Genomic DNA, 21,175 nt, shown 5'->3' on the forward strand with positions numbered 1-21,175 from the left:
CAAAACCCATACTTTAGCTTCATGCAATTACCTAATAATAAAAAAGTCTATTTCGCTTCTGATCAACATTTTGGAGCGCCAACAGCCGAATTGAGTTTTCCAAGAGAAAAACGATTTGTGGCTTGGCTTGATGAAGTAAAAGTAGATGCCAAAGCTATTTTTTTAGTGGGTGATTTATTCGACTTTTGGTTTGAATATAAAACTGTTGTTCCCAAAGGCTTTGTACGTGTTTTAGGTAAACTGGCCGAAATTCGGGATAGCGGAATTCCAATTTACTTTTTCGTAGGAAACCATGATTTATGGATGGAAGATTATTTCCAGAAAGAATTAAACATTCCCGTATTTTATGACAACCAGGAATATACTTTTGGCGATAAAACATTCTTAGTAGGTCACGGGGACGGCAAGGGTCCCGGAGATATGGGTTACAAACGAATGAAAAAGGTGTTTACTAATCCATTCTCGAAATGGCTTTTTAGATGGCTTCATCCCGATATTGGAGTGGGGCTGGCACAATATCTTTCAGTAAAAAATAAATTGATTTCGGGTGATGAAGACGTTACTTTTTTGGGGGAAGACAACGAATGGTTGATTTTGTATTCCAAAAGAAAACTAGAAACTAAACACTATAATTACCTTGTTTTTGGACATCGCCATTTGCCTATGAAAGTCACAGTAGGTGAAAACTCTGAATATGTGAATCTCGGTGACTGGATTACGTATTTTACCTACGGTGTTTTTGATGGGGAAACTTTTGAATTAAAAAAGTACGAGAATTAATTCATTCCCTCGCCGTATAAATAATCATTTAGGTTAATTTTAAACAAAGTACCTTCTACTAGGTCTTTTACCGAGTTTAATTCGTCCATAGAAACAGCCAAATCAATTTGGGAACAAGGTGTTTTTAGTAAAAATTTGTGACAATTACTTTTGAGTTCACAGTCATCACAACAATTATTTAGAATATAACTTTCTTCAATACAACATTGGAATAGTTTTAATTCGTGTCGGCTGAAATAAAATCCTGTTTCTCTAAAAATCAGTTGTATCTTATCCGTTAATATCTCATTCTCTTTTCTCCAAAAGAAAGAAGTGCCTGATTCGTTATAATAAATCTGTTTCATTTCTTGCATAATTCATTCATTTGAAACAAATATAGCAATTATTTAGATTTATTCTAAATAAAAAACAATTATAATTTACTCCTGATTCTCATGTTCTTCTAAATCTTTCGTCAGGTCTAATTTTCTGAATGTAGGGGAGATTATCCCGGTTGTTAATACCACGAAGAGCGTCATGCTTCCTCCAAAGACCACTGCCGTTACCGTTCCCATTAGTTTTGCCGTAAGCCCGCTTTCAAAAGCTCCCAACTCATTAGAGGAGCCCACAAACATTGAGTTTACTGCCGAGACTCTGCCTCGCATGTGGTCTGGCGTTTTAAGTTGTAAAATGGTTTGACGTATCACTACCGAAATCCCATCAAAAACACCGCTTAGAAACAAGGCTAAAAGCGATACCCAAAAAATAGTGGAAAGTCCAAATACAATAATACAGATTCCAAAAGCAAAAATGGCCGACAATAATTTCATTCCTGCATTCTTGCTCAAAGGAACATAAGCTGTAATGAGCATAGTTATAAAAGCACCAACTGCTGGGGCAGCTCTCAAGAAGCCAAATCCTTCTGGACCTACTTTTAAAATGTCCTGCGCAAAAATAGGTAACAGTGCCACCGCTCCTCCAAAAAGCACAGCCACCATATCTAGTGTTATGGCCCCTAAAACGGTCTTATTATTGAACACGAATTTTATTCCTTCAGATAGGCTTTGCATCACCGGTTCCCCTATTTTTGGATTCATAATAGGTTTTTTTTCAATTTGCGATAAAGCCAGCATTGCAAAAAGGGAACAGCCAAAGACTGAACACATAGACCAGTGTACGCCAATTAAAGTAATCGAAAAGCCAGCCACGGCTGGCCCCGCCACTGAAGCTATTTGCCAAACGGAACTGCTCCAAGTAGCCGCATTGGGATATACTTTTTTTGGAACCAATAGCGATAAAAAAGAAAAAATAGTTGGGCCTAGAAAAGCTCGCACTAATCCTCCTAAAAAAACCAAGAAATAAATAGAGTACAAAATTGTTTTTGTCGCGTAATCTTGTACGACCGCAGGCCAAGTCAATAGGAAAAGCCCAAAACTAATCACCGAAAAAGCCAAGATGCATTTCAACAGCAGTCCTTTCTTCTCTTTCTGGTCGACAATGTGTCCGGCAAACAAAGCCATAGATACTGCTGGAATTACTTCCATTAAGCCAATAAGTCCTAGTGAAAGTGGGTCTTTGGTTATACTGTACACCTGCCATTCGATCACGATAAACTGCATCGACCAGGCAAAAACCATAGCAAAACGCAGCAATAAAAAAGTATTAAATTCTTTGTATCGTAAAGCTGCGTATGGATCTTTCTTTGTCATTTTTTCAATCTAATTATCTAATACTTTTTAATCTCAATTGGATGGATATTTTTCCATTCCATTCATTTTCGTCAATGCAATAAACGGCTTCAAATGGTTTTTGATGCGTGGTTAAATCCATCTTGTCTCCCAATCCAAACCCTATTGCTGGAATTCCTTCAGAATTATTTTGTTTTACAAACAGTTTCAAATGTTCGTCTTCGGCACCCATTTTCTTTGCATAGCCTGTGTCTTTTACATTTTTTGTCAAAAATACTGGCGTCATGTTTTGAGGGCCAAAAGGTTCAAATTGTTTTAAAATACGGGTGAGTTTGGGAGTAATATCTGTAAAGTCTATTTCGGCATCAATCTCGATTTCTGGAATTAACATATCGGGATGGATTGTTTGCTGAACTTGTTTCTCGAATGCTTCCTTGAAAGTCGAGTAGTTTTCTTCCTTTAATGTCATTCCTGCGGCATACATATGTCCGCCAAATTGTTCTAAATGTTGAGAACAGGCTTCTAGTGCATTATAGACATCAAAACCTTTGACTGATCGTGCTGAAGCGGCGTATTTATCACCACTTTTTGTAAAAACAAGAGTAGGGCGATAGTAGGTTTCAATCAATCGAGAAGCTACAATCCCGATAACCCCTTTGTGCCAGTCTTCCTGATATAAAACAGTAGTGAATCGGTCTTTCTCGCCATTATTTTCAATTTGCAATAAACCTTCCTTGGTGATTTGTTTATCTAGTTCTTTACGGTCAGAATTGTATTGTTCAATTTCTGAGGCAAATTGTTGTGCCTGTTCAAAATTAAATTCGGTTAATAACTCCACCGCATGATTGCCGTGTTTGATGCGCCCAGCTGCGTTGATACGCGGAGCAATGATAAAAACGACATCGGTAATATCTAAGCTTTGTTTTTTTATCTGGTGAATCAAAGCTTTAATTCCTGGTCTAGGATCGCCATTGATGACCTGCAAGCCAAAATAAGCAAGGACCCGATTTTCACCAGTCATTGGGACAATATCTGCCGCAATTGCGGTAGCGACGAGGTCTAAGTATGGGATAAAATCATCAATGGTTTGATTTCTTTTGCTTCCTAAAGCCTGTATTAATTTAAAACCAACACCACAACCGCACAATTCATCATATGGATAGGAACAATCGTTTCTTTTTGGGTCGAGAACAGCTACGGCTTCAGGTAAAAATTCCCCTGGTCTGTGGTGGTCGCAAATGATGAAGTCGATGTTTCGTTCTTTTGCGTAAGCGACATGATCAATTGATTTTATTCCGCAATCCAATGCAATGATCAGCGTAAAACCATTGTCATCTGCAAAGTCAATCCCTTTAAAGGAGATTCCGTATCCTTCAAGATAACGATCTGGAATATAAGTAGCAATATTTGGATAGTAGGTCTTTAGATAAGAAGAAACAAGCGAAACTGCTGTTGTACCATCTACATCATAATCGCCAAAAACAAGAATGTTCTCCTGGTTTGCAATCGCAAATTCAATTCGGGCTACCGCTTTATCCATGTCTTTCATTAAGAATGGATCATGCAAATGATCTAATGTAGGGCGAAAAAAATTCTTGGCATCATCAAAAGTTTCAATGCCTCGTTGAACCAATAAAGTGGCTACAAAATCTTCCACATTCAAAGCTCGCGCTAGGTTTTTTATTTTGTCCTCTAGTGGTTTTGGTTTAAGGGTCCAACGCATTGTCTTTTGTTTAAAGTTCCAGGTTTAAAGTTTTTTGTGTTTTATTTCAAATCTAATGCTTCGACTTTAAACTGAATTCCGTCCCATCCGGTTGTCATGAAATTGCGAATATTTTGATGGTCATTGCCTTTTGGATTTTTTAAAACGTCTTCAAAATAATACTCGCCAAAACAGGCTAGTGTTTCTTCTTGTGATAAGTTTTGCAATTTGGCAAAAGCAAACAATTTGCAAGAGCCAGAATTTTCGCCAGCTGTATTTTGTTGATTTCCGTTTTGAAAAGTAGTAGGAGTAAAGTGGTAATTTTCCTCAATTACAGCTATTGTTTCCGGGAATGTTATTTCTTCTGGAGTGTTTTTTAATTTGGATAAAAAAGAGGGTAAAGTCATAGTGTTAAATTTATTCTTGGTCTTCGTCTTTTGAGAATTTACTCTTTTTCACTTCTTTAACAATTGGTTTTCCGCCAACAACCACGACGATTTCACCTCTTGGCGCTGTTTTTTCAAAATGGGTTAAAACCTCACGAGTGGTTCCTCTCACGTTTTCCTCGTGCAATTTTGACAATTCTCTAGAAACACAAATTGGTCTGTCTTCGCCAAAGTAGGTGATGAATTCGGCCAGTGTTTTTACTAATTTATGAGGAGAAACATATAGAATCATAGTTCTCGTTTCCTCAGCAAGTTCTAAATATCGAGTTTGGCGCCCTTTTTTTTCTGGTAAAAAACCTTCGAAAACAAATTTGTCATTAGGTAAACCGCTATTGACTAAGGCAGGAACAAAAGCCGTTGCGCCAGGCAAACATTCGACAGTGATACCGTTTTCGACACAAGCGCGAGTCAACAAAAAACCTGGGTCCGAAATCGCTGGAGTTCCCGCATCAGAAATCAAGGCAATAGTTTCACCTGCTTTCATTCGTGAAATTAAATTCTCGACTGTTTTGTGCTCATTGTGCATGTGATGGCTATGCATATGTGTGCCAATCTCAAAATGCTTTAAGAGCTTTCCGCTGGTGCGCGTGTCTTCGGCTAGAATCAAATCGACTTCTTTTAGGATTCGAATTGCTCTAAACGTCATGTCTTCAAGATTGCCTATTGGTGTGGGAACTATATATAATTTTGACATAAAATGGGATGCGAGTATTCTATTTAGTTTTGGATAAAAACAAAAAACCTTCTGTTATTTAAGCGAGTCTTTATCTTGATTTGTGAAATTCAAATTTGTTTAGAGGAACTTCTTCTCAATGATGTCCATAAAACGTTCTGCATAATCATCTTTTCCTTTCCAATCATTATAATCAGGTTTCACCATTTCTTCTATAAAATTCTTTGTTTCATAAAAGTTGTCAAAAGTGATTAGTTGATTTAGAACGCGGTTGTAATCTTCAGTGCTGTTACCAAAAAGGTGTTTTACAAATGCTATTCTATCGTTCAAATCAATGTCGATTCCTTTTGATAGTTTATCGTTTAGCGACACACTTTTTGCTTGGACCGTTTCAGTTTTTGTTTCCTCTATATTAACTGTAGCTTTTTCTTGTGGAGCTTCAAATTCAGTTATCGGAGGTAAAGCTTCAATATCATCTACTTTTACAAAATGAGGTTCACTATAATTACCGCCTAATAAATCTGCAAATGAGATTTGCATCGTTTCCGGCTGCTTTGGAACTTCCAATTCTGTGTCTTCCGTTAGTTCAAAAGCGGCTTTAAATGTTGGGGGAGTTTCTTTTTTAGCTTCTATATCTTCAACTGTTTCTTCCGCAACTATACTCTCTTGACTTTCCTCTTCCGACAAATCCTTTTCTTCTGTCTCAGGCTGTAGTTCCTGTATATCTGCTTCAAATTCTTCAACAACTGTCTCCTCTTCTTCTATATCTTCGTCCATTTCGTCCATTGAAAATTCAGGTGATGTGGTTCTTTCAACTTTGGAATTTTCTTCTGTTTCTGAATTTTCAGTGATTTCAGATTCATCGACTGCAGTGATTTCTTCAGTTGCTAATTCTTCTTCAGTGGATATCTGTTCGTCTAGATTTTCAACTTCGGCAGTTTCTTCAACTGGGGTGATTTCTTCTAGTGTTGTTTCTTCCGCAAGCGTTTCTTCTGAAGCTTCAGGAAAAACGTTGCTTTCTGTCATTTCAATAACGGTTTCAACAGGCAATTCGGCATTACGGTCATAAAGATCTTCAATTTCTTTCTGCATTTCTGCATAATCTATCGTCGGTTTGGTCGTGCCATAGTTTTCTTCTATAAATCTTAAAACGGACAGTTTCTCATATAATTTTTGAGTTTCTAAATACAATTGATTGATGTCAGATTTATTCTTTATTTTTAAAATTCTATGTGCAATGCTGATTAAGTCGGCTTCCAATCTTTTTTTCATAACGTTTTAGATTATAGTATGTATGGCGTATGTATTTGTGTTTTTTGTCTAATTGTATTTTGCCTAAGAAATAAAGACCTTTTATGTGGAACATTTTATTGTTTAAATAAGCGTTCACGGATTCCCGAATTGATAAAATTTTTCTACATTTGAGACAACGTAAAAGTATAAAATCTTAAGCGGGTTTATTACACTACAAAGTAATAAAAACTATTCATTTTTTAAGTTAGAAAAATACGAAATGTTTCTCGAAAATACAGTAAATCATAAAGAACAATTTGGTTGGATCGAAGTTATATGCGGTTCCATGTTTTCGGGTAAAACCGAAGAGTTAATTCGTCGCCTCAAAAGAGCACAGTTTGCCAAACAAAAAGTTGAAATATTTAAACCTGCAATTGACACGCGCTATCATGATGATATGGTTGTATCTCACGATGCTAATGAAATTCGCTCCACTGCCGTACCTGCAGCAGCAAACATCGCCATTTTGGCCCAAGGTTGTGACGTAGTGGGAATTGATGAAGCGCAATTTTTTGATGATGAGATCGTCAAAATCTGTAATGATCTTGCAAATCAAGGGATTCGTGTTATTGTTGCCGGATTAGATATGGATTTCAAGGGAAACCCTTTTGGACCTATGCCTGCATTAATGGCAACAGCCGAATATGTAACTAAAGTACATGCGGTATGTACACGTACTGGGAACCTGGCTAATTATAGTTTTCGTAAAACTGACAGTGATAAATTAGTAATGCTAGGTGAAACTGAAGAGTATGAACCATTAAGCCGTGCGGCTTATTATCACGCCATGCGAAAAAATGACGAGGAAAAATAAACCCTCTTCCTAGTCTTCTCCGGAGCAGAGGTAGGTTGAATTTAATTGGAATCAAAAAAGTCTACATGACAAAAAAACCTTTCTGACACTCAGAAAGGTTTTTTATATAAATAAATCTCGAATCGGTAATATTATATCTTCTTCCTCATTCTTGCTACTGGAATATCGAGTTGCTCTCTGTATTTAGCAATGGTTCTTCTGGCAATAGGGTAGCCTTTCTCTTTTAACAATTCTGCCAATTGATCATCTGGTAAAGGTTTTTTCTTGTCCTCTTCCTCAATAATATTTTGCAATATTTTTTTGATTTCAAGTGTAGAAACATCTTCACCTTGGTCATTTTTCATGGCTTCAGAGAAAAATTCCTTAATCAGTTTAGTGCCATAAGGTGTTTCAACATATTTACTATTTGCCACACGAGAAACAGTCGAGATATCGAGCCCAACTAAATCAGCGATGTCCTTCAAAATCATCGGTTTCAACTTGGTTTCATCACCATCTAAGAAGTATTCTTCCTGATAATGCATGATGGCATTCATAGTTACAAAAAGTGTTTCCTGACGTTGTCTAATGGCATCAATAAACCATTTTGCCGAGTCTAGTTTTTGTTTGATAAACTGAACGGCATCTTTTTGTGAGCCTGATTTGTCCTTAGATACCTTATAGGTCTGCATCATTTCCTGATAATCTTTGGAAACGTGTAGGGAAGGAGCGTTTCTTCCGTTTAATGTTAATTCCAGTTCACCTTCTACAATTCTAATAGCAAAATCGGGAACTACATTCTCCGTGATTTTGTTATTCCCAGTAAATCCTCCACCTGGTTTTGGGTTGAGTCTTTCGATTTCATGAATTGCTTTTTTTAGCTGTTCATTCGAAATGTTGTATTTCTGGATTAACTTATCGTAATGTTTTTTTGTAAAAGCGTCAAATTGATTTTCGATAATATCAGTAGCCAATTCCACGTATTCTGTTGGCGTTTTATGTTTCAGTTGCAGCAATAAACATTCCTGTAAATCTCTAGCGCCAACTCCTGATGGTTCTAGTTCATGGATTACTTGCAACATTCGCTCTACCGTTGGCTCGTCAGTATAAATACCTTGAGTAAACGCCATATCGTCTACTATGTCTGGAATACTTCTACGAATGTAACCCATGTCATCAATGCTACCTACCAGAAATTCAGCAATATCACGCTCTCCATCATCTAGAATAAAGGTGTTTAGTTGATTGATTAAATCCTGGTGAAAACTTACTGGAGCCGCTAATGGAGATTCACGCTCCTCATCGTCATCACTGTAATTATTCGCTTGAGTTTTATAATCGGGAGTATCGTCACTACTTAAATATTCGTCTATGTTGATATCCTCAGCATCATTTCTGTCTGATTCTGCATCATCATAATCGTCATAATCTTCGTTTTCGAATTCGTCTTTCTCGTATTCATCCTCTTCATTTCCGGCTTCAAGAGCTGGATTCTCATTCATTTCTTCTAATAAACGTTGCTCAAAGGCTTGCGTAGGCAATTGAATTAACTTCATCAACTGGATTTGTTGAGGAGATAATTTCTGTGATAATTTTAAATTTAAGAATTGCTTTAGCATTTTTATTGTTTAAAAGTGTAAGGTTTAAAAGTTTAAAGTTGTTAGAGTTTTAAACAACTTTAAACTTGAAACATTTTTTTTAGAACTCCGCATTCATTGGTGTTCTTGGAAAAGGAATTACATCACGTATGTTAGTCATTCCAGTCACAAACAACACTAATCTTTCAAATCCAAGACCAAAACCAGAGTGAACCGCTGAACCAAATCTTCGTGTATCAAGGTACCACCATAATTCTTCTTCGTCGATTCCTAAAGCTTTCATTTTTTCGACCAAAACATCAAAACGCTCTTCTCTTTGGGAACCTCCTACAATTTCACCAATTCCTGGGAAAAGGATGTCCATCGCACGAACTGTTTTTCCGTCTTCGTTCAAACGCATATAAAATGCTTTGATATTTGCAGGGTAATCAAACAAGATTACCGGACATTTAAAGTGTTTTTCAACTAAGTAACGCTCGTGTTCTGATTGTAAATCAGCTCCCCATTCGTTAATGATATAATTAAATTTTTTCTTTTTATTTGGTGTGCAATCTCTCAAAATATCAATAGCTTCAGTATAAGATACACGTTTGAAATTGTTTTCCAAAACAAAATTTAGTTTGTCTAGCAAAGCCATTTCGCTTCTTTCAGCTTGTGGTTTTGATTTCTCTTCGTCTAACAATCTTCCTTCTAGGAATTTCAAATCTTCAGGACATTTGTCCAAAACATATTTGATCACGTACTGAATAAAGTCTTCAGCAAGATCCATGTTGTCATTCAAGTCATTAAAAGCAACCTCTGGCTCAATCATCCAAAATTCTGCAAGGTGGCGTGAAGTATTTGAATTCTCTGCTCTAAACGTAGGTCCAAAAGTATAAATCTGACCTAAAGCCATTGCAAAAGTTTCTCCTTCTAATTGTCCTGAAACCGTTAGATTAGTCTCTTTTCCAAAGAAATCTTCTTTGTAATTTACTTTTCCATCTTCGGTTCTTGGCGTTCCGTCAAATGGTAAAGCAGTAACTTTAAACATTTCACCAGCACCTTCAGCATCTGATCCGGTGATGATAGGAGTATTTACATATACAAAGCCTTTTTCCTGAAAATAGCTATGTACTGCGTAAGACAATACGGAGCGCACGCGCATAATTGCTCCAAACATATTCGTACGAACACGTAAATGTGCATTTTCACGCAAGTAATCTAAGCTTGGTTTGTTTTTTGGTTGTATCGGGAATTTCTCAGCATCTGAGTCTCCTAGTATTTCCAGTTTGTTAACTTGAATCTCAAATTTCTGTCCGGCACCTTTACTTTCTACCAAAGTTCCTGTTACAGAAATAGCAGCACCGGTAGTTATTCTTTTCAAAGTTTCATCTGGCGTGTTCTCAAAATCGACAACACATTGTATATTATTGATGGTTGAACCATCATTCAAAGCGATAAATTGATTGTTTCTAAAAGTTCTTACCCATCCTTTTGCATTTACCTCGTGTAGTATCGTTGTACTGTTTAGTAAGTCTTTAACTTTTGTGTGTCTCATTTAATTATATAATTGATATTAAAAATTGTCGTTCAATCGGATTACAAATATAATCGATTTCTTTTAATTGTCATTGTTGTAATAGTGTATTCAGGAGCTATTTCCCGCTATTCGCTATATCTTTTACTTTTTAAAGTAAAAAGTAAAAGGATGCCGCTACTATCGGGGCTAGGCTGTAGAGGACTTTTAATTGTCCAAATAGAATTAAAATGCGTCCCAATCGCTAAGTCTCTAATTTCATAAAAAACAAGACATCTTTAAACAAATTAAAAACTTGACAAACCTGCTAACAGTTTGTATTTTTGCAGGATGAATGATAATTTTATAACGGAGTATTTCGGCATAGGAATACAAAATGGTAAAACCCCTGAGAACTTAGGTGTTTTATGGCGCACGGCGCAAAACTTGGGCGCCAGCTATATTTTTACAATTGGAAACCGCTATGCTAAACAAGCCTGCGACACCCATAATGCTGTAAAATCAATCCCTTATTTCCATTATGAAAATTTTGAAGGTTTCTATAAAAACTTGCCTAAAGGAGCGCGATTAGTAGGAGTGGAACTAGATGATAATGCAACTGATTTAGAGGTATTCGAACACCCACGGCGTTGTGTTTATTTATTAGGCGCTGAAGACAACGGTCTCTCTAAAAAAGCCATCGAAAAATGCCATTATTTAGTAAAATTCAAATCCGAAAAGAGCTTAAACGTATCTGTCGCAGGAAGTATTGTACTTTATGATAGAGGTCTTAATAAACCTAGATCATAAAAAATGTTTTGTTTATTGTGCCTTGAACACCTAATTTATTTAGAATGAAAAAACTCTTTTACACGCTTTCTTTCGCCTTGATTTTTACATCATGTATAGGGCAAACTAAATTGGATAAACCTGATGTAAATCCTGTTGAAGTTCAAAAAAGCTATCAAGAGTGGTACAAATATCAAAAAGAGCACATCATGCTTTCTACAGACTTTGTAGCATTAGATTCTAATTCAAACCAAATTACTAAAGTAGCTTTCCTTCAGGAATTAACCGAAGGAAATTACATCCCTATTCGACTAAAGTCTGATACAGCTACTTTGTATTACCAGCTTTATAAAATAGAACCCAAATCTGATTCGAGTATAAAAGCATCTATCGCCGAAACAGCATTCAATGAAATTCAAAATCTAAAAAAAGAAGGTGAACCATTTCCCGTATTTTCATTCAAGGATTTAGATGGAAATTTAATTACAAATGAAAATCTAAAAGGAAAGATTGTCGTTATAAAATGCTGGTACATTCATTGTGCAGCCTGTCTTAAAGAGTTTCCAGATGTCAATCAATTAGTAAGCAAGTATAAAGATAGAAACGACCTTGTTTTCCTGAGCTTAGCTGAAGATACTCCAGAACAATTAAAGCCTTTTTTAGCAAGAAAGCCACTCTCTTACGCTGTTGTTCCTAATATGAAAACGTATATGAATTTGACCTTGCAACTCAACGCTTTTCCCACACATTTTATCCTTAATAAGGAAGGATTTATAGTAAAAGTATTATCAGACTATAATAGTCTAGAGGTTGCTTTAGATAAAGTAAGTAAGGAATAAATTCATCCTTCAATAGAAGGAAATCAATACGTTGTTTAGCTTGTCAGTTGCTTTTTGAACATAAAAAATCCCGCCTTTACAGACGGGAAGTTGAATGGTTTTTATGTTTATTTATTTTCCTCCATTTCCATGATCAAATTGGCAATAAGAGCAGTCCATCCCGTTTGGTGTGAAGCGCCAAGGCCTTTCCCGGTATCTCCATCAAAAAATTCATAAAATAAATGCTGACCTTTAAAATGTTCGTCTTTTGAGAAAACATGGTTATGATCATCAGAATGGTATTGAAATTTCCCTTTCTCATTTCGTTCAAAAAGTTTAATTAGTCTTTTTGTTAATTCGTTGGCAATTTCGTTTAAGTTTAGTTTTTTTCCTGAGCCTGTTGGAAATTCATACAAATAAGTAGCTCCGTAAAAGGTATAATATTTACGCAACGACTGGATAATCATATAATTTAATGGCATCCAGATAGGACCACGCCAGTTTGAATTTCCACCAAACATACCAGAACCGCTTTCGCCAGGTTCATATTGAATTTGGTGATGACCTTGGTCTCCAAAAACAAAAGGATGGTCTTTATGGTATTTAGATAACGAACGAATTCCATAATCAGAAAGAAATTCGTCTTCATCTAATAAGCGTTTCAAAAGGTGTTCTAATCTAAAACCACGCATAATCGAGAATAGAAAATTACCATCTTTATTGGCGTTCTCTATATTTGAAATTAACGATGCCAGATCGGGACGTGTTCTTATAATTTCCTTTGATCGTCTTTGAAAGTCTTTTAACTCTTTAAATAAATCGATATTCATTATTTCGACGGCAAACATTGGAATAACACCAACTAAAGAACGCACTTTCAAACGTTCTGTACTTCCGTCAGACATTTCGACAACATCATAATAGAAATTGTCTTGGTCATCCCAAAGTGAAAGATCTCTTTTTCCAATATGGTGCATTGCCCAAGCAATATTTAAAAAATGCCTGAAAAATTTAGCCGATATTTCTTCATAAATTTTGTTCGTTTTTGCTAACTCGAGTGACATGCGCAACATATTCAAAGAGAACATCGCCATCCAACTCGTTGCATCTGCTTGTTGCATTTTTTTGATTCCCTCTGGCATATGGTTGCGGTCAAAAACTCCAATGTTGTCTAGACCTAAAAATCCTCCTTCAAATAAGTCGGTACCGCTAGTGTCTTTTTGGTTTACCCACCATGTAAAATTGATAAGGAGTTTTTGGAATGCTTTTTCTAAAAATGGAGTGTCGGCTTTGCCAGTTCGCTTTCTGTCTTTTTCATAAACAGTCCAAACTGCCCAAGAATGAACAGGCGGATTTACATCACTAAAGTTCCATTCATAAGCTGGAATTTGACCATTAGGATGCATATAGCTTTCTTGCAAGACTAATAAAAGTTGTTGCTTAGCAAAATAAGGATCTATTTCTACAAAAGATGCCATATGAAAAGCTAGATCCCAAGCTGCGTACCATGGATATTCCCATTTATCAGGCATAGAAATAACTTGTCTGTTATTAAGGTGTTGCCAGCTAAAATTACGGGAGTCAGCTCTTCTGTTGGCAGCTGTTTCATCAGTGCCACCAAATATCCATTTGTGAACATTATAATAATAAAACTGTTTGGTCCATAACAATCCTGAAAAAGCACTTTTTGCAATAGCTTGCTGCTCTTTTGGAATGTCTTCGCTTATAATTTCGTTATAGAATGTTTCGCATTCTGTTTTTCTTAAATCAAATATCGTCTCAAAATCATCCCAGGGATTTTCTACAGCGACATTGCTTAGACGGATTTTTACACTTTTTTCTTCGCCTCCTTTTAAATTAAATTGATGCCAAATAGCAGCTTTAGTACCAAACTTCTCTGGATTTATAGTTGGTTCTCCGCTTATAACATGGTTGTTAATGCCGTCTTTAACATACTGATATTCATTAGGGGAATTATAAATGCGCTCGTTATTCGTCTCATTTTCGCAGAATAATTGTTCACCTTCATTATGATAAAGATAATAGTCGTCATTGCGGCTACTTTTAGAAACAATGCTGTTCTTTGAAACAGATTCCATATTAGGACGTGGATGTCTGTTGTTGTGTTTCCAGAAATTACGAAACCAAAAATGAGGAAGTACATGAATTTCAGCGGTATCTTTTCCTCTGTTGACAACGGTAACTTTCATCAGGATATCATCAATATCCCCTTTTGCATATTCGATATAACAATCAAAATAAGCATTGTCCTTAAAGCTATCAGTGTCTAATAGTTCAAACTCTGTTTCGTCTCTACTTCGGTGATTGTTGTTCGTTATTATTTCCTCATAAGGAAATTCATTATGAGGATATTTATAGAGGTATTTGTTGTAGGAATGGGAAGGTGTTGAAACTTGATGAAAATAAAGTTCTTTAACGTCTTCTCCGTGATTTCCTTGATTATTAGTGAGGCCAAATAAGCGTTCTTTTAAAATAGGATCTTTTCCGTTCCAAAAGGCGGGAGCCAAACATAAAATCTCACGAGAATCGCAAAAACCACCAATTCCTTCCTCACCCCAACGATAAGCATTACTACGTGCTTTATCGTGGTTAATAAATTCCCATGCATCTCCATTTTCACTGTAATCTTCACGAACCGTTCCCCATTGTCTTTCGGCTAAATATGGGCCCCATTTTTTCCAATTTCTGTAATTATTAGAAACGGCTAATTTTTCTGCCTCAGAAATTTTCTGCCTCATATATTGTAGTGTAATAATTAATTTTAGGCTTAAAAAAAGCAAGCATTTATTGTAAAGCGAATAGCTAGAAAGTTAAAATATTCTAATCAATTCTTTTCTTTAGAGTGTGGGGGCAAAAATAAGATTTATTTTTAATAAGTAGTTAAGCAATTGGTTACTATTGCTTAATTGTTAGCTATCGTTAGGATTCATTTGCTATCTCGTAAAAATAAATAATATTAATTGACGAACTCATACTGATATTTTTTTGACGATTGATAAAAAAACTCCCGTCTTTAATGACGGGAGTTTTAATTGTTTGGTAAAAACTAAGGACTCTAAGTCCTTTATAGTTTATTTGTTATTCTGAACATGAACATCCATCTGTGGAAAAGGAATGTTGAGGTCGTAATCAGGAAATTTAGTATATACTTTCTCGTTCATATCAAAAAATACTTCCCAATAATCAGCGCTATTAACCCAAACACGTACAGCAAAATTCACAGAACTGTCAGCAAGTTCTGACAAACCTATAAAACCTGCAGGGTCTTTTAATATACGATCGTCGTCAGCGATAAATTGGTTAATGGCTTTTTTAAAATTCTCCACGTCATCGCCATAAGCAATTCCAAATGTCCAATCAACTCTTCGTAAAGGTTCAGTAGAATAATTGATAAGTGCACCAGTAGATAGTGGTCCGTTAGGAATAATCACTAATTTTTTATCTGGAGTGTTTAACAGTGTTGAGAAAATATTGATTTCTTTTACAGTTCCTGAAAAGCCTTGCGCTTCAATAAAATCACCAATTTTAAAAGGCTTAATAATCAATATAATTACACCGCCAGCAAAATTTTGAAGTGTACCTGATAACGCTAAACCAACGGCTAAACCAGCAGCACCAATAATAGCTACAAATGAGGTCATTTCAATACCTATCATACCCATTACTGTTATGATAAGTAAGGCTTTTAAAATGATGTTTGTTAAACTCTTTAAAAACGGGATAAGAGATTGATCTATTGAAGATTTTGCTAATGATTTCCCAACTGCTTTAGTAACTAATTTGGTTATCCATAAACCAACTACTAAAACTATTATTCCACCTATTAATTTAGGTGCGTATTCAAAACCAAAATTGGTTATTTTGTCTAGATAATCCTCTACAACTATAACTTGTTGATCCATTTATTCTGTTTTTTATTTTTTCTACTCATTAGGCTTTTCGATTTCTCCCCGTTTTTTTTTATTGGTGACTGGACTCCATTTTTAGCGTAAAATGCAATAAAATATTTTTTCACTCGATTTTATTGATTTACAATGTCATTATTTCAAATATACATTTTTTTGAAATAAATCCCAAAAAGTTCGGGTTTTGGATATAAAAAATCCCGCCTAAAAAGACGGGAAAGTTTGTAAAAGCTGAAAATATTGTATTATCAGAGTAGTAATTTATTGTTTTAATGGTCCTTCTTGCTCTTCGGTAGGTTTGCTTAAAACATCAATTTTTGGCTCGATAAATTCCTGTTTGTTGGCAAGTGATTTATTTAACGTTAAAACTAAACACGGCAGCAACATTAGGTTTGATAACATTCCGAAAATTAAGGTAACCGCAATCAGCCCTCCAAGAGCAACTGTACCTCCAAAATCAGACAACATAAACACGGAGAATCCAGCAAATAAAACTACAGAAGTATAAAACATACTGATTCCGGACTCTTTAATAGTTGCAAAAACAGATTTTTTTATCTTCCAGTTGTTGTTTGTCAATTCTTGACGGTATTGTGCAAGAAAGTGAATGGTGTCATCGACTGAAAGTCCGAATGCGATACTAAAAACCAATATGGTAGAAGGCTTGAGCGGAATCCCAAAATAGCCCATCAGTCCGGCAGTAATCATCAAAGGCAGCAAATTTGGAATTAATGAAACCACTACCATTTTGAAAGAGCGGAACATGAAAACCATCAGAAGAGAGATTAGTAAAATTGCAAAAAGCAATGAAGTGACCAAGTTGTCAAGTAGGTATTTTGTACCTTTTTCAAAAACCAATGCTTTTCCAGTCATCACAACTTTATAGCGATCAGAAGGGAATACTTTGTTGATTTTGGTCCATAGCTTGGTTTCAATTTTCTTCATGTTCCCAGTCTCGATATCTCTCATGAAAGTAGTAATACGAGCGACTTGTCCCGTACTGTCTACATAGCTTTTCATGATATTATTCTTGCTGTCTTTGGTCGCGTTTTTAGCATAACCCAAAATAAAGCTTTGTTCTTGAGAAGTGGGCAATTCATAATATTCAGGGTTCCCATTATAATAGGCCTGCTTGGAGTATTTAACCAAATTTAAAATGGAAATAGGTTTAGAAAGTTCAGGGATTTCCTCAATTGTTTTTTGAAGTTCGTCCATCTTTTTCAAAGTAGAGAGCTTCATGACCCCTTTTTTTCTTTTGGTGTCAATGGTAATTTCAAGGGGCATTATTCCTTCAAATTCTTTTTCAAAGAAAAGGATGTCTTGAAAAAAGCCGGTGTTTTTTGGCATGTCTTCAATCAAACTGCCCGATGTCTTAATTTTAAAAGCGCCAATACTGCTGATCAAAAACAAGAATATCGCTACGACATACACATATCGTCTGTTGTATTTTACTGTTTTTTCTATCCAAGTCATGAAAACGCGTGTATAATTACGGTTTAAATGTTCTAAATGTTTCTTTTTTGGAATAGGTTGGTAGCTATAATAGATTGGAATAATGATAAGGCATAAAAAGAATAAAGCAATAATACTCAAAGAGGAAATGATACCAAATTCTCTCAACAATTCACTTTGGGTAACGATAAAAGTGGCAAACCCGGCGGCTGTAGTCAAGTTCGTCATCAGAGTAGCGGTTCCTACTTTTGTAATTACTCTTTGTAGGGCACGTGCTTTGTTACCATGTGAAATGAATTCCTGTTGGTACTTATTGGTCAGGAAAATACAATTTGGAATACCAATGACTATAACTAGTGAAGGGACTAGGGCGGTAAGTACTGTAATCTCAAAATGGAATAGGCCAAGGAGTCCAAAGGTCCACATTACACCAATTACCACGATAATTATAGAAATTAATGTAGCTCTAAAAGAACGGAAAAAGAAAAAGAAGATAAGGGAGGTGACTAACAGGGAGGCGCCTATAAATAGGCTAATCTCGTCAGTTATACTTTTTGCATTCAGTGTTCTTATATAAGGCATTCCTGAAACCTTTAAATCGATGCCTGTTTCTTTTTCAAAAGCTTCAATTTTTGGAATAAAATCATTTATAATATAATCCTTACGATGTATCGTATTTACTATTTTCTTGTCTAAGTAAATCGCCGAGCGAATGGTTCCATTTTTTTTATTGAAAAGCAAGCCTTCGTAAAATGGCATTTTTTCAAACAGCTCTTTTTTTATTGAAGTAAGGTACTCTTGATTTATAGTTTTACTTTGATTAACAAAAGGAACTAATTCAAAAGTTTGAAGGCTGTCGTTTTTTTGAAGCTTCTTTAAATCACTGATGGAAACGATCAAATCAATTTCTTTTTGAGATTTGATATCTTTCATTAATTTATCCCAGGCGGCAAATGCTTTTGGAGTAAAAAAGGCGTCATCTTTAACACCTACGACAATTAAATTGCCTTCTTCCCCAAACATATCCAAAAAGGCATTGTATTCTTTATTTACAATATGAGTATCAGGAAGTAGATTAGCTTCTGTAAAAGAAAACCGAATGTTTTTCCATTGTAGGGCTAAAAAAATGGTTATTAAAACAATAACTCCAAGTATAACTATTCTGTTTTTAAGCACAATTCTGGCGATTAACTCCCAAAAACCTACTTTCAATTTCTTTTTCATAAATGTTTTAAAATGGGTGCAAATGTAGTGAAAACCACCGCTAAACATGAAGTTTATTCAAAGTTTTTTACGCTGTTGTAAAGCTAAATGGTTGTTTTTTAAATTCATGAGAAAGTTAATTTAAGTGTTGTAAAACATATGTTAGAATTTCACATCTTTGTGTGGTTTTTAAAATGACTTAGCTATTATAAGAGGAATATGAAGAAATATAAAAATACCTTGTTTTATTTTAGTGTTACCGGCGGTTTCACCGTTTTGATTTATTGTATACTTACAAGAGGAAAACAACTTGAAAAAGGAAAGATAGCGGCTGTTTCGGATATAGGTAGTAGCACTTGGAATGATTTCACAGCGTCGCTGCAGGATAATTTTAACGATCCTCTAGCAATACTTTTAGCGCAGATTGTGATGATAATTTTGGTCGCGCGGCTTTTTGGATGGATTTTTAAAAAAATTGGGCAGCCTACGGTTATTGGTGAAATCATAGCTGGAATCGTTCTTGGGCCATCTTTAGTGGGACTCTATTTCCCAGGGTTTTCGGCGGCTTTGTTTCCAGTTGAATCCTTAGGTAATTTAAAATTTCTAAGTCAAATAGGGCTGATTCTTTTCATGTTTGTGATAGGAATGGAGCTTGACATAAAAGTTCTTAAAAACAAAGCAAGTGAGGCAGTCGTAATCAGTCATGCAAGTATCGTTATCCCTTTTGCGATGGGTATTGGATTGTCCTATTTTGTTTATAATAAATTTGCTCCGGCAGGCGTTGAGTTTCTTTCTTTTAGTTTGTTTATGGGAATCGCCATGAGTATAACCGCTTTTCCTGTCTTAGCACGAATTGTGCAGGAAAGAGGGATTCACAAGACGAAACTGGGGGCCATAGTGATTACCTGTGCTGCGGCTGATGATATTACAGCTTGGTGTCTTCTGGCGGTGGTAATTGCAATAGTAAAAGCAGGAAATTTTGTGGGCTCGTTGTATGTTATTTCACTTGCGATACTTTACGTGCTTGCCATGATTTTTATCGTAAAACCCTTTTTGAAAAGAATTGGGGATTTATACGGTTCAAAAGACAGTATTGGAAAGCCGGTGATGGCTATTTTCTTTCTTTTTCTGATTCTTTCGTCTTATGCGACTGAGGTAATTGGAATTCATGCACTATTTGGAGCTTTTATGATGGGTTCTATTATGCCTGATGTTTCTAAATTCAGAATGATATTTATAGATAAAGTGGAGGATGTTGCGGTTATTCTTTTACTGCCTTTGTTTTTTGTGTACACCGGATTACAAACAGAAATTGGACTTATCAATGATCCTTATTTATGGAAAATAACTGCAGCAATTATTGCAGTTGCAGTTATTGGGAAGTTTCTTGGAAGTGCTTTGGCAGCAAAATTTGTAGGGCAGAATTGGAAAGATAGTTTAACCATTGGTGCTTTAATGAATACTAGGGGGCTGATGGAATTGATCGTGTTAAACATAGGGTTGGAGTTAAAGGTCCTGACTCCAGAAGTATTTGCGATGATGGTGATAATGGCATTGGTGACTACTTTTATGACTGGTCCTGCATTGGATTTTATCAATTTTGTTTTTAAAAGTAAAGAGGCCCCCGATGCCGAGGAAATTACGAGTCAGAAGAAATATCGAATACTGATTTCATTTGGGAATAATGAGAAAGGGAAATCGTTACTGCGGTTGGCAAATAGCTTGACAAGAAAGCAAAAAAACAGCTCTGACATTACTGCCATGCATTTGTCTTTGAGTGATGAGTTGCATTCTTTCAATATGGAAGAAAAAGAGAAAAATAGTTTTGACCCTATTTTCGAGGAATCAGAGCAGTTAAATCTGGAGATTGCTACCGTTTTTAAGGTGACTAATGATATTGAAACCGAAATTGTTGATGTTGCTAATCAAGGCGATTATGATTTGTTGTTGGTAGGTCTGGGGAAATCTATTTTTGAAGGAACATTGCTTGGTAGGGTGTTAGGCTTCACGACCAGGATTATCAATCCGGATCGGTTGATCGATAAATTCACGGGAAAAGAAGGATTGTTCGAAAACTCTCCCTTTGACGAAAGAACTAGACAGATTGTAGCAAAAACAAAGTTGCCTTTGGGAATTTTGATTGATAAAGAGTTTCAAGAAATAGACCGAGTTTTTATTCCTGTTTTTAAATCGGAGGATTCCTTGTTAATTGATTATGCGCAAAAACTAATCAGCAACAATAATTCTAAAATAGTGGTTTTGGATATAAACGGTCACGTTCGCACCAATTTTGTCATTCAAAGTGCCGTAAATTCATTGGAGCAAAAATACCCAAACAACATGGAGATTGTATCTGAAAATAGCGTTGACACTGCCTTTTTGGAAAACCAAGATCTAATGGTGATCAGTCTTGAAGGCTGGAAAGTTTTGATAGATTCTGATGCTACCTGGTTGAGTAGCGTGCCTTCGGTCTTGATTATTAAACACTAGTTATTGAAAAAAAAATCCGTCTCATTATTTAAACGAGACGGATATTAATT

The 21,175-nt window shown here is 35.7% G+C and carries 16 protein-coding genes; 5 read left to right on the top strand and 11 right to left on the bottom strand.

Going from position 1 to position 21,175, the window contains the following annotated elements:
* The first annotated feature begins 21 nt into the window (after window positions 1-21).
* On the top strand, window positions 22-780 hold the full coding sequence (locus HJ01_RS05515) for a UDP-2,3-diacylglucosamine diphosphatase (protein ID WP_007137332.1): 759 nt from the start codon (window positions 22-24) through the stop codon (window positions 778-780).
* Here the strand turns inward: HJ01_RS05515 and HJ01_RS05520 are convergent.
* The 6 genes from HJ01_RS05520 to HJ01_RS05545 all read right to left on the bottom strand — a co-directional run bounded on the left by HJ01_RS05520 (window position 777) and on the right by HJ01_RS05545 (window position 6,540).
* Window positions 777-1,133 (bottom strand): hypothetical protein, encoded by a 357-nt coding sequence (locus HJ01_RS05520; protein WP_007137333.1) that lies wholly within the window; start codon window positions 1,131-1,133, stop codon window positions 777-779. The two genes, HJ01_RS05515 and HJ01_RS05520, sit on opposite strands and share 4 nt — an antisense overlap.
* A gap of 66 nt (window positions 1,134-1,199) precedes the next feature.
* On the bottom strand, window positions 1,200-2,468 hold the full coding sequence (locus HJ01_RS05525) for an MFS transporter (protein WP_007137334.1): 1,269 nt from the start codon (window positions 2,466-2,468) through the stop codon (window positions 1,200-1,202).
* Between the two features lie 13 nt (window positions 2,469-2,481).
* Window positions 2,482-4,170, bottom strand: a complete 1,689-nt coding sequence (gene recJ, locus HJ01_RS05530; protein ID WP_007137335.1) for a single-stranded-DNA-specific exonuclease RecJ — start codon at window positions 4,168-4,170, stop codon at window positions 2,482-2,484.
* A gap of 41 nt (window positions 4,171-4,211) precedes the next feature.
* Window positions 4,212-4,556 carry a HopJ type III effector protein gene (locus tag HJ01_RS05535; protein WP_007137336.1) on the bottom strand — a complete coding sequence of 115 codons (345 nt, stop codon included), beginning with the start codon at window positions 4,554-4,556 and terminating at the stop codon, window positions 4,212-4,214.
* 10 nt (window positions 4,557-4,566) lie between these two features.
* Window positions 4,567-5,289 carry a 16S rRNA (cytidine(1402)-2'-O)-methyltransferase gene (gene rsmI, locus HJ01_RS05540; RefSeq protein WP_040473721.1) on the bottom strand — a complete coding sequence of 241 codons (723 nt, stop codon included), beginning with the start codon at window positions 5,287-5,289 and terminating at the stop codon, window positions 4,567-4,569.
* 99 nt (window positions 5,290-5,388) lie between these two features.
* Window positions 5,389-6,540 carry a hypothetical protein gene (locus HJ01_RS05545; RefSeq protein WP_007137338.1) on the bottom strand — a complete coding sequence of 384 codons (1,152 nt, stop codon included), beginning with the start codon at window positions 6,538-6,540 and terminating at the stop codon, window positions 5,389-5,391.
* Between the two features lie 241 nt (window positions 6,541-6,781).
* On the opposite strand from HJ01_RS05545, the gene HJ01_RS05550 reads away from it, so the two are divergent.
* The gene (locus tag HJ01_RS05550; RefSeq protein WP_007137339.1) at window positions 6,782-7,375 is read left to right on the top strand and encodes a thymidine kinase; all 594 of its coding nucleotides are present in this window, start codon (window positions 6,782-6,784) and stop codon (window positions 7,373-7,375) included.
* 131 nt (window positions 7,376-7,506) lie between these two features.
* Here the strand turns inward: HJ01_RS05550 and rpoN are convergent, their stop codons facing one another.
* Together rpoN and asnS are read right to left on the bottom strand one after the other, a co-directional pair.
* Window positions 7,507-8,973: an RNA polymerase factor sigma-54 gene (rpoN, locus tag HJ01_RS05555; protein ID WP_007137340.1), complete on the bottom strand. Its 1,467-nt coding sequence runs from the start codon at window positions 8,971-8,973 to the stop codon at window positions 7,507-7,509.
* Between the two features lie 79 nt (window positions 8,974-9,052).
* Window positions 9,053-10,489 (bottom strand): asparagine--tRNA ligase, encoded by a 1,437-nt coding sequence (gene asnS / locus HJ01_RS05560; RefSeq protein ID WP_007137341.1) that lies wholly within the window; start codon window positions 10,487-10,489, stop codon window positions 9,053-9,055.
* Between the two features lie 309 nt (window positions 10,490-10,798).
* On the opposite strand from asnS, the gene HJ01_RS05565 reads away from it, so the two are divergent.
* Together HJ01_RS05565 and HJ01_RS05570 are read left to right on the top strand one after the other, a co-directional pair.
* On the top strand, window positions 10,799-11,257 hold the full coding sequence (locus HJ01_RS05565; protein WP_007137342.1) for an RNA methyltransferase: 459 nt from the start codon (window positions 10,799-10,801) through the stop codon (window positions 11,255-11,257).
* 44 nt (window positions 11,258-11,301) lie between these two features.
* A complete protein-coding gene (locus HJ01_RS05570) occupies window positions 11,302-12,075 on the top strand; it encodes a TlpA family protein disulfide reductase (RefSeq protein ID WP_007137343.1) in 774 nt (257 codons plus the stop codon).
* A gap of 107 nt (window positions 12,076-12,182) precedes the next feature.
* Here the strand turns inward: HJ01_RS05570 and HJ01_RS05575 are convergent, their stop codons facing one another.
* The 3 genes from HJ01_RS05575 to HJ01_RS05585 all read right to left on the bottom strand — a co-directional run bounded on the left by HJ01_RS05575 (window position 12,183) and on the right by HJ01_RS05585 (window position 18,656).
* Window positions 12,183-14,813: an MGH1-like glycoside hydrolase domain-containing protein gene (locus tag HJ01_RS05575; protein ID WP_007137344.1), complete on the bottom strand. Its 2,631-nt coding sequence runs from the start codon at window positions 14,811-14,813 to the stop codon at window positions 12,183-12,185.
* A 333-nt stretch (window positions 14,814-15,146) separates the two neighbouring features.
* Entirely contained in the window at window positions 15,147-15,977 is an 831-nt protein-coding gene (locus tag HJ01_RS05580) for a mechanosensitive ion channel family protein (protein WP_007137345.1), read from the bottom strand.
* A 264-nt stretch (window positions 15,978-16,241) separates the two neighbouring features.
* The gene (locus HJ01_RS05585) at window positions 16,242-18,656 is read right to left on the bottom strand and encodes an efflux RND transporter permease subunit (protein WP_040473722.1); all 2,415 of its coding nucleotides are present in this window, start codon (window positions 18,654-18,656) and stop codon (window positions 16,242-16,244) included.
* Window positions 18,657-18,854: 198 nt separating this feature from the next.
* Here HJ01_RS05585 and HJ01_RS05590 point away from each other — a divergent pair, with 198 nt between their 5' ends.
* A complete protein-coding gene (locus HJ01_RS05590) occupies window positions 18,855-21,125 on the top strand; it encodes a cation:proton antiporter (protein ID WP_007137348.1) in 2,271 nt (756 codons plus the stop codon).
* The last annotated feature ends 50 nt before the right edge of the window (window positions 21,126-21,175 follow it).

It is taken from the genome of Flavobacterium frigoris PS1 (assembly GCF_000252125.1).
Classification (GTDB): domain Bacteria; phylum Bacteroidota; class Bacteroidia; order Flavobacteriales; family Flavobacteriaceae; genus Flavobacterium; species Flavobacterium frigoris_A.

What these genes read in the sequence shown, in the direction of transcription:
- HJ01_RS05515 (WP_007137332.1), top strand. Translation starts at nt 22, where the DNA reads ATGCAATTACCTAATAATAAAAAAGTCTATTTCGCTTCTGATCAACAT.
- HJ01_RS05520 (WP_007137333.1), bottom strand. Translation starts at nt 1,133, where the DNA reads ATGCAAGAAATGAAACAGATTTATTATAACGAATCAGGCACTTCTTTC.
- HJ01_RS05525 (WP_007137334.1), bottom strand. Translation starts at nt 2,468, where the DNA reads ATGACAAAGAAAGATCCATACGCAGCTTTACGATACAAAGAATTTAAT.
- recJ (WP_007137335.1), bottom strand. Translation starts at nt 4,170, where the DNA reads ATGCGTTGGACCCTTAAACCAAAACCACTAGAGGACAAAATAAAAAAC.
- HJ01_RS05535 (WP_007137336.1), bottom strand. Translation starts at nt 4,556, where the DNA reads ATGACTTTACCCTCTTTTTTATCCAAATTAAAAAACACTCCAGAAGAA.
- rsmI (WP_040473721.1), bottom strand. Translation starts at nt 5,289, where the DNA reads ATGTCAAAATTATATATAGTTCCCACACCAATAGGCAATCTTGAAGAC.
- HJ01_RS05545 (WP_007137338.1), bottom strand. Translation starts at nt 6,540, where the DNA reads ATGAAAAAAAGATTGGAAGCCGACTTAATCAGCATTGCACATAGAATT.
- HJ01_RS05550 (WP_007137339.1), top strand. Translation starts at nt 6,782, where the DNA reads ATGTTTCTCGAAAATACAGTAAATCATAAAGAACAATTTGGTTGGATC.
- rpoN (WP_007137340.1), bottom strand. Translation starts at nt 8,973, where the DNA reads ATGCTAAAGCAATTCTTAAATTTAAAATTATCACAGAAATTATCTCCT.
- asnS (WP_007137341.1), bottom strand. Translation starts at nt 10,489, where the DNA reads ATGAGACACACAAAAGTTAAAGACTTACTAAACAGTACAACGATACTA.
- HJ01_RS05565 (WP_007137342.1), top strand. Translation starts at nt 10,799, where the DNA reads ATGAATGATAATTTTATAACGGAGTATTTCGGCATAGGAATACAAAAT.
- HJ01_RS05570 (WP_007137343.1), top strand. Translation starts at nt 11,302, where the DNA reads ATGAAAAAACTCTTTTACACGCTTTCTTTCGCCTTGATTTTTACATCA.
- HJ01_RS05575 (WP_007137344.1), bottom strand. Translation starts at nt 14,813, where the DNA reads ATGAGGCAGAAAATTTCTGAGGCAGAAAAATTAGCCGTTTCTAATAAT.
- HJ01_RS05580 (WP_007137345.1), bottom strand. Translation starts at nt 15,977, where the DNA reads ATGGATCAACAAGTTATAGTTGTAGAGGATTATCTAGACAAAATAACC.
- HJ01_RS05585 (WP_040473722.1), bottom strand. Translation starts at nt 18,656, where the DNA reads ATGAAAAAGAAATTGAAAGTAGGTTTTTGGGAGTTAATCGCCAGAATT.
- HJ01_RS05590 (WP_007137348.1), top strand. Translation starts at nt 18,855, where the DNA reads ATGAAGAAATATAAAAATACCTTGTTTTATTTTAGTGTTACCGGCGGT.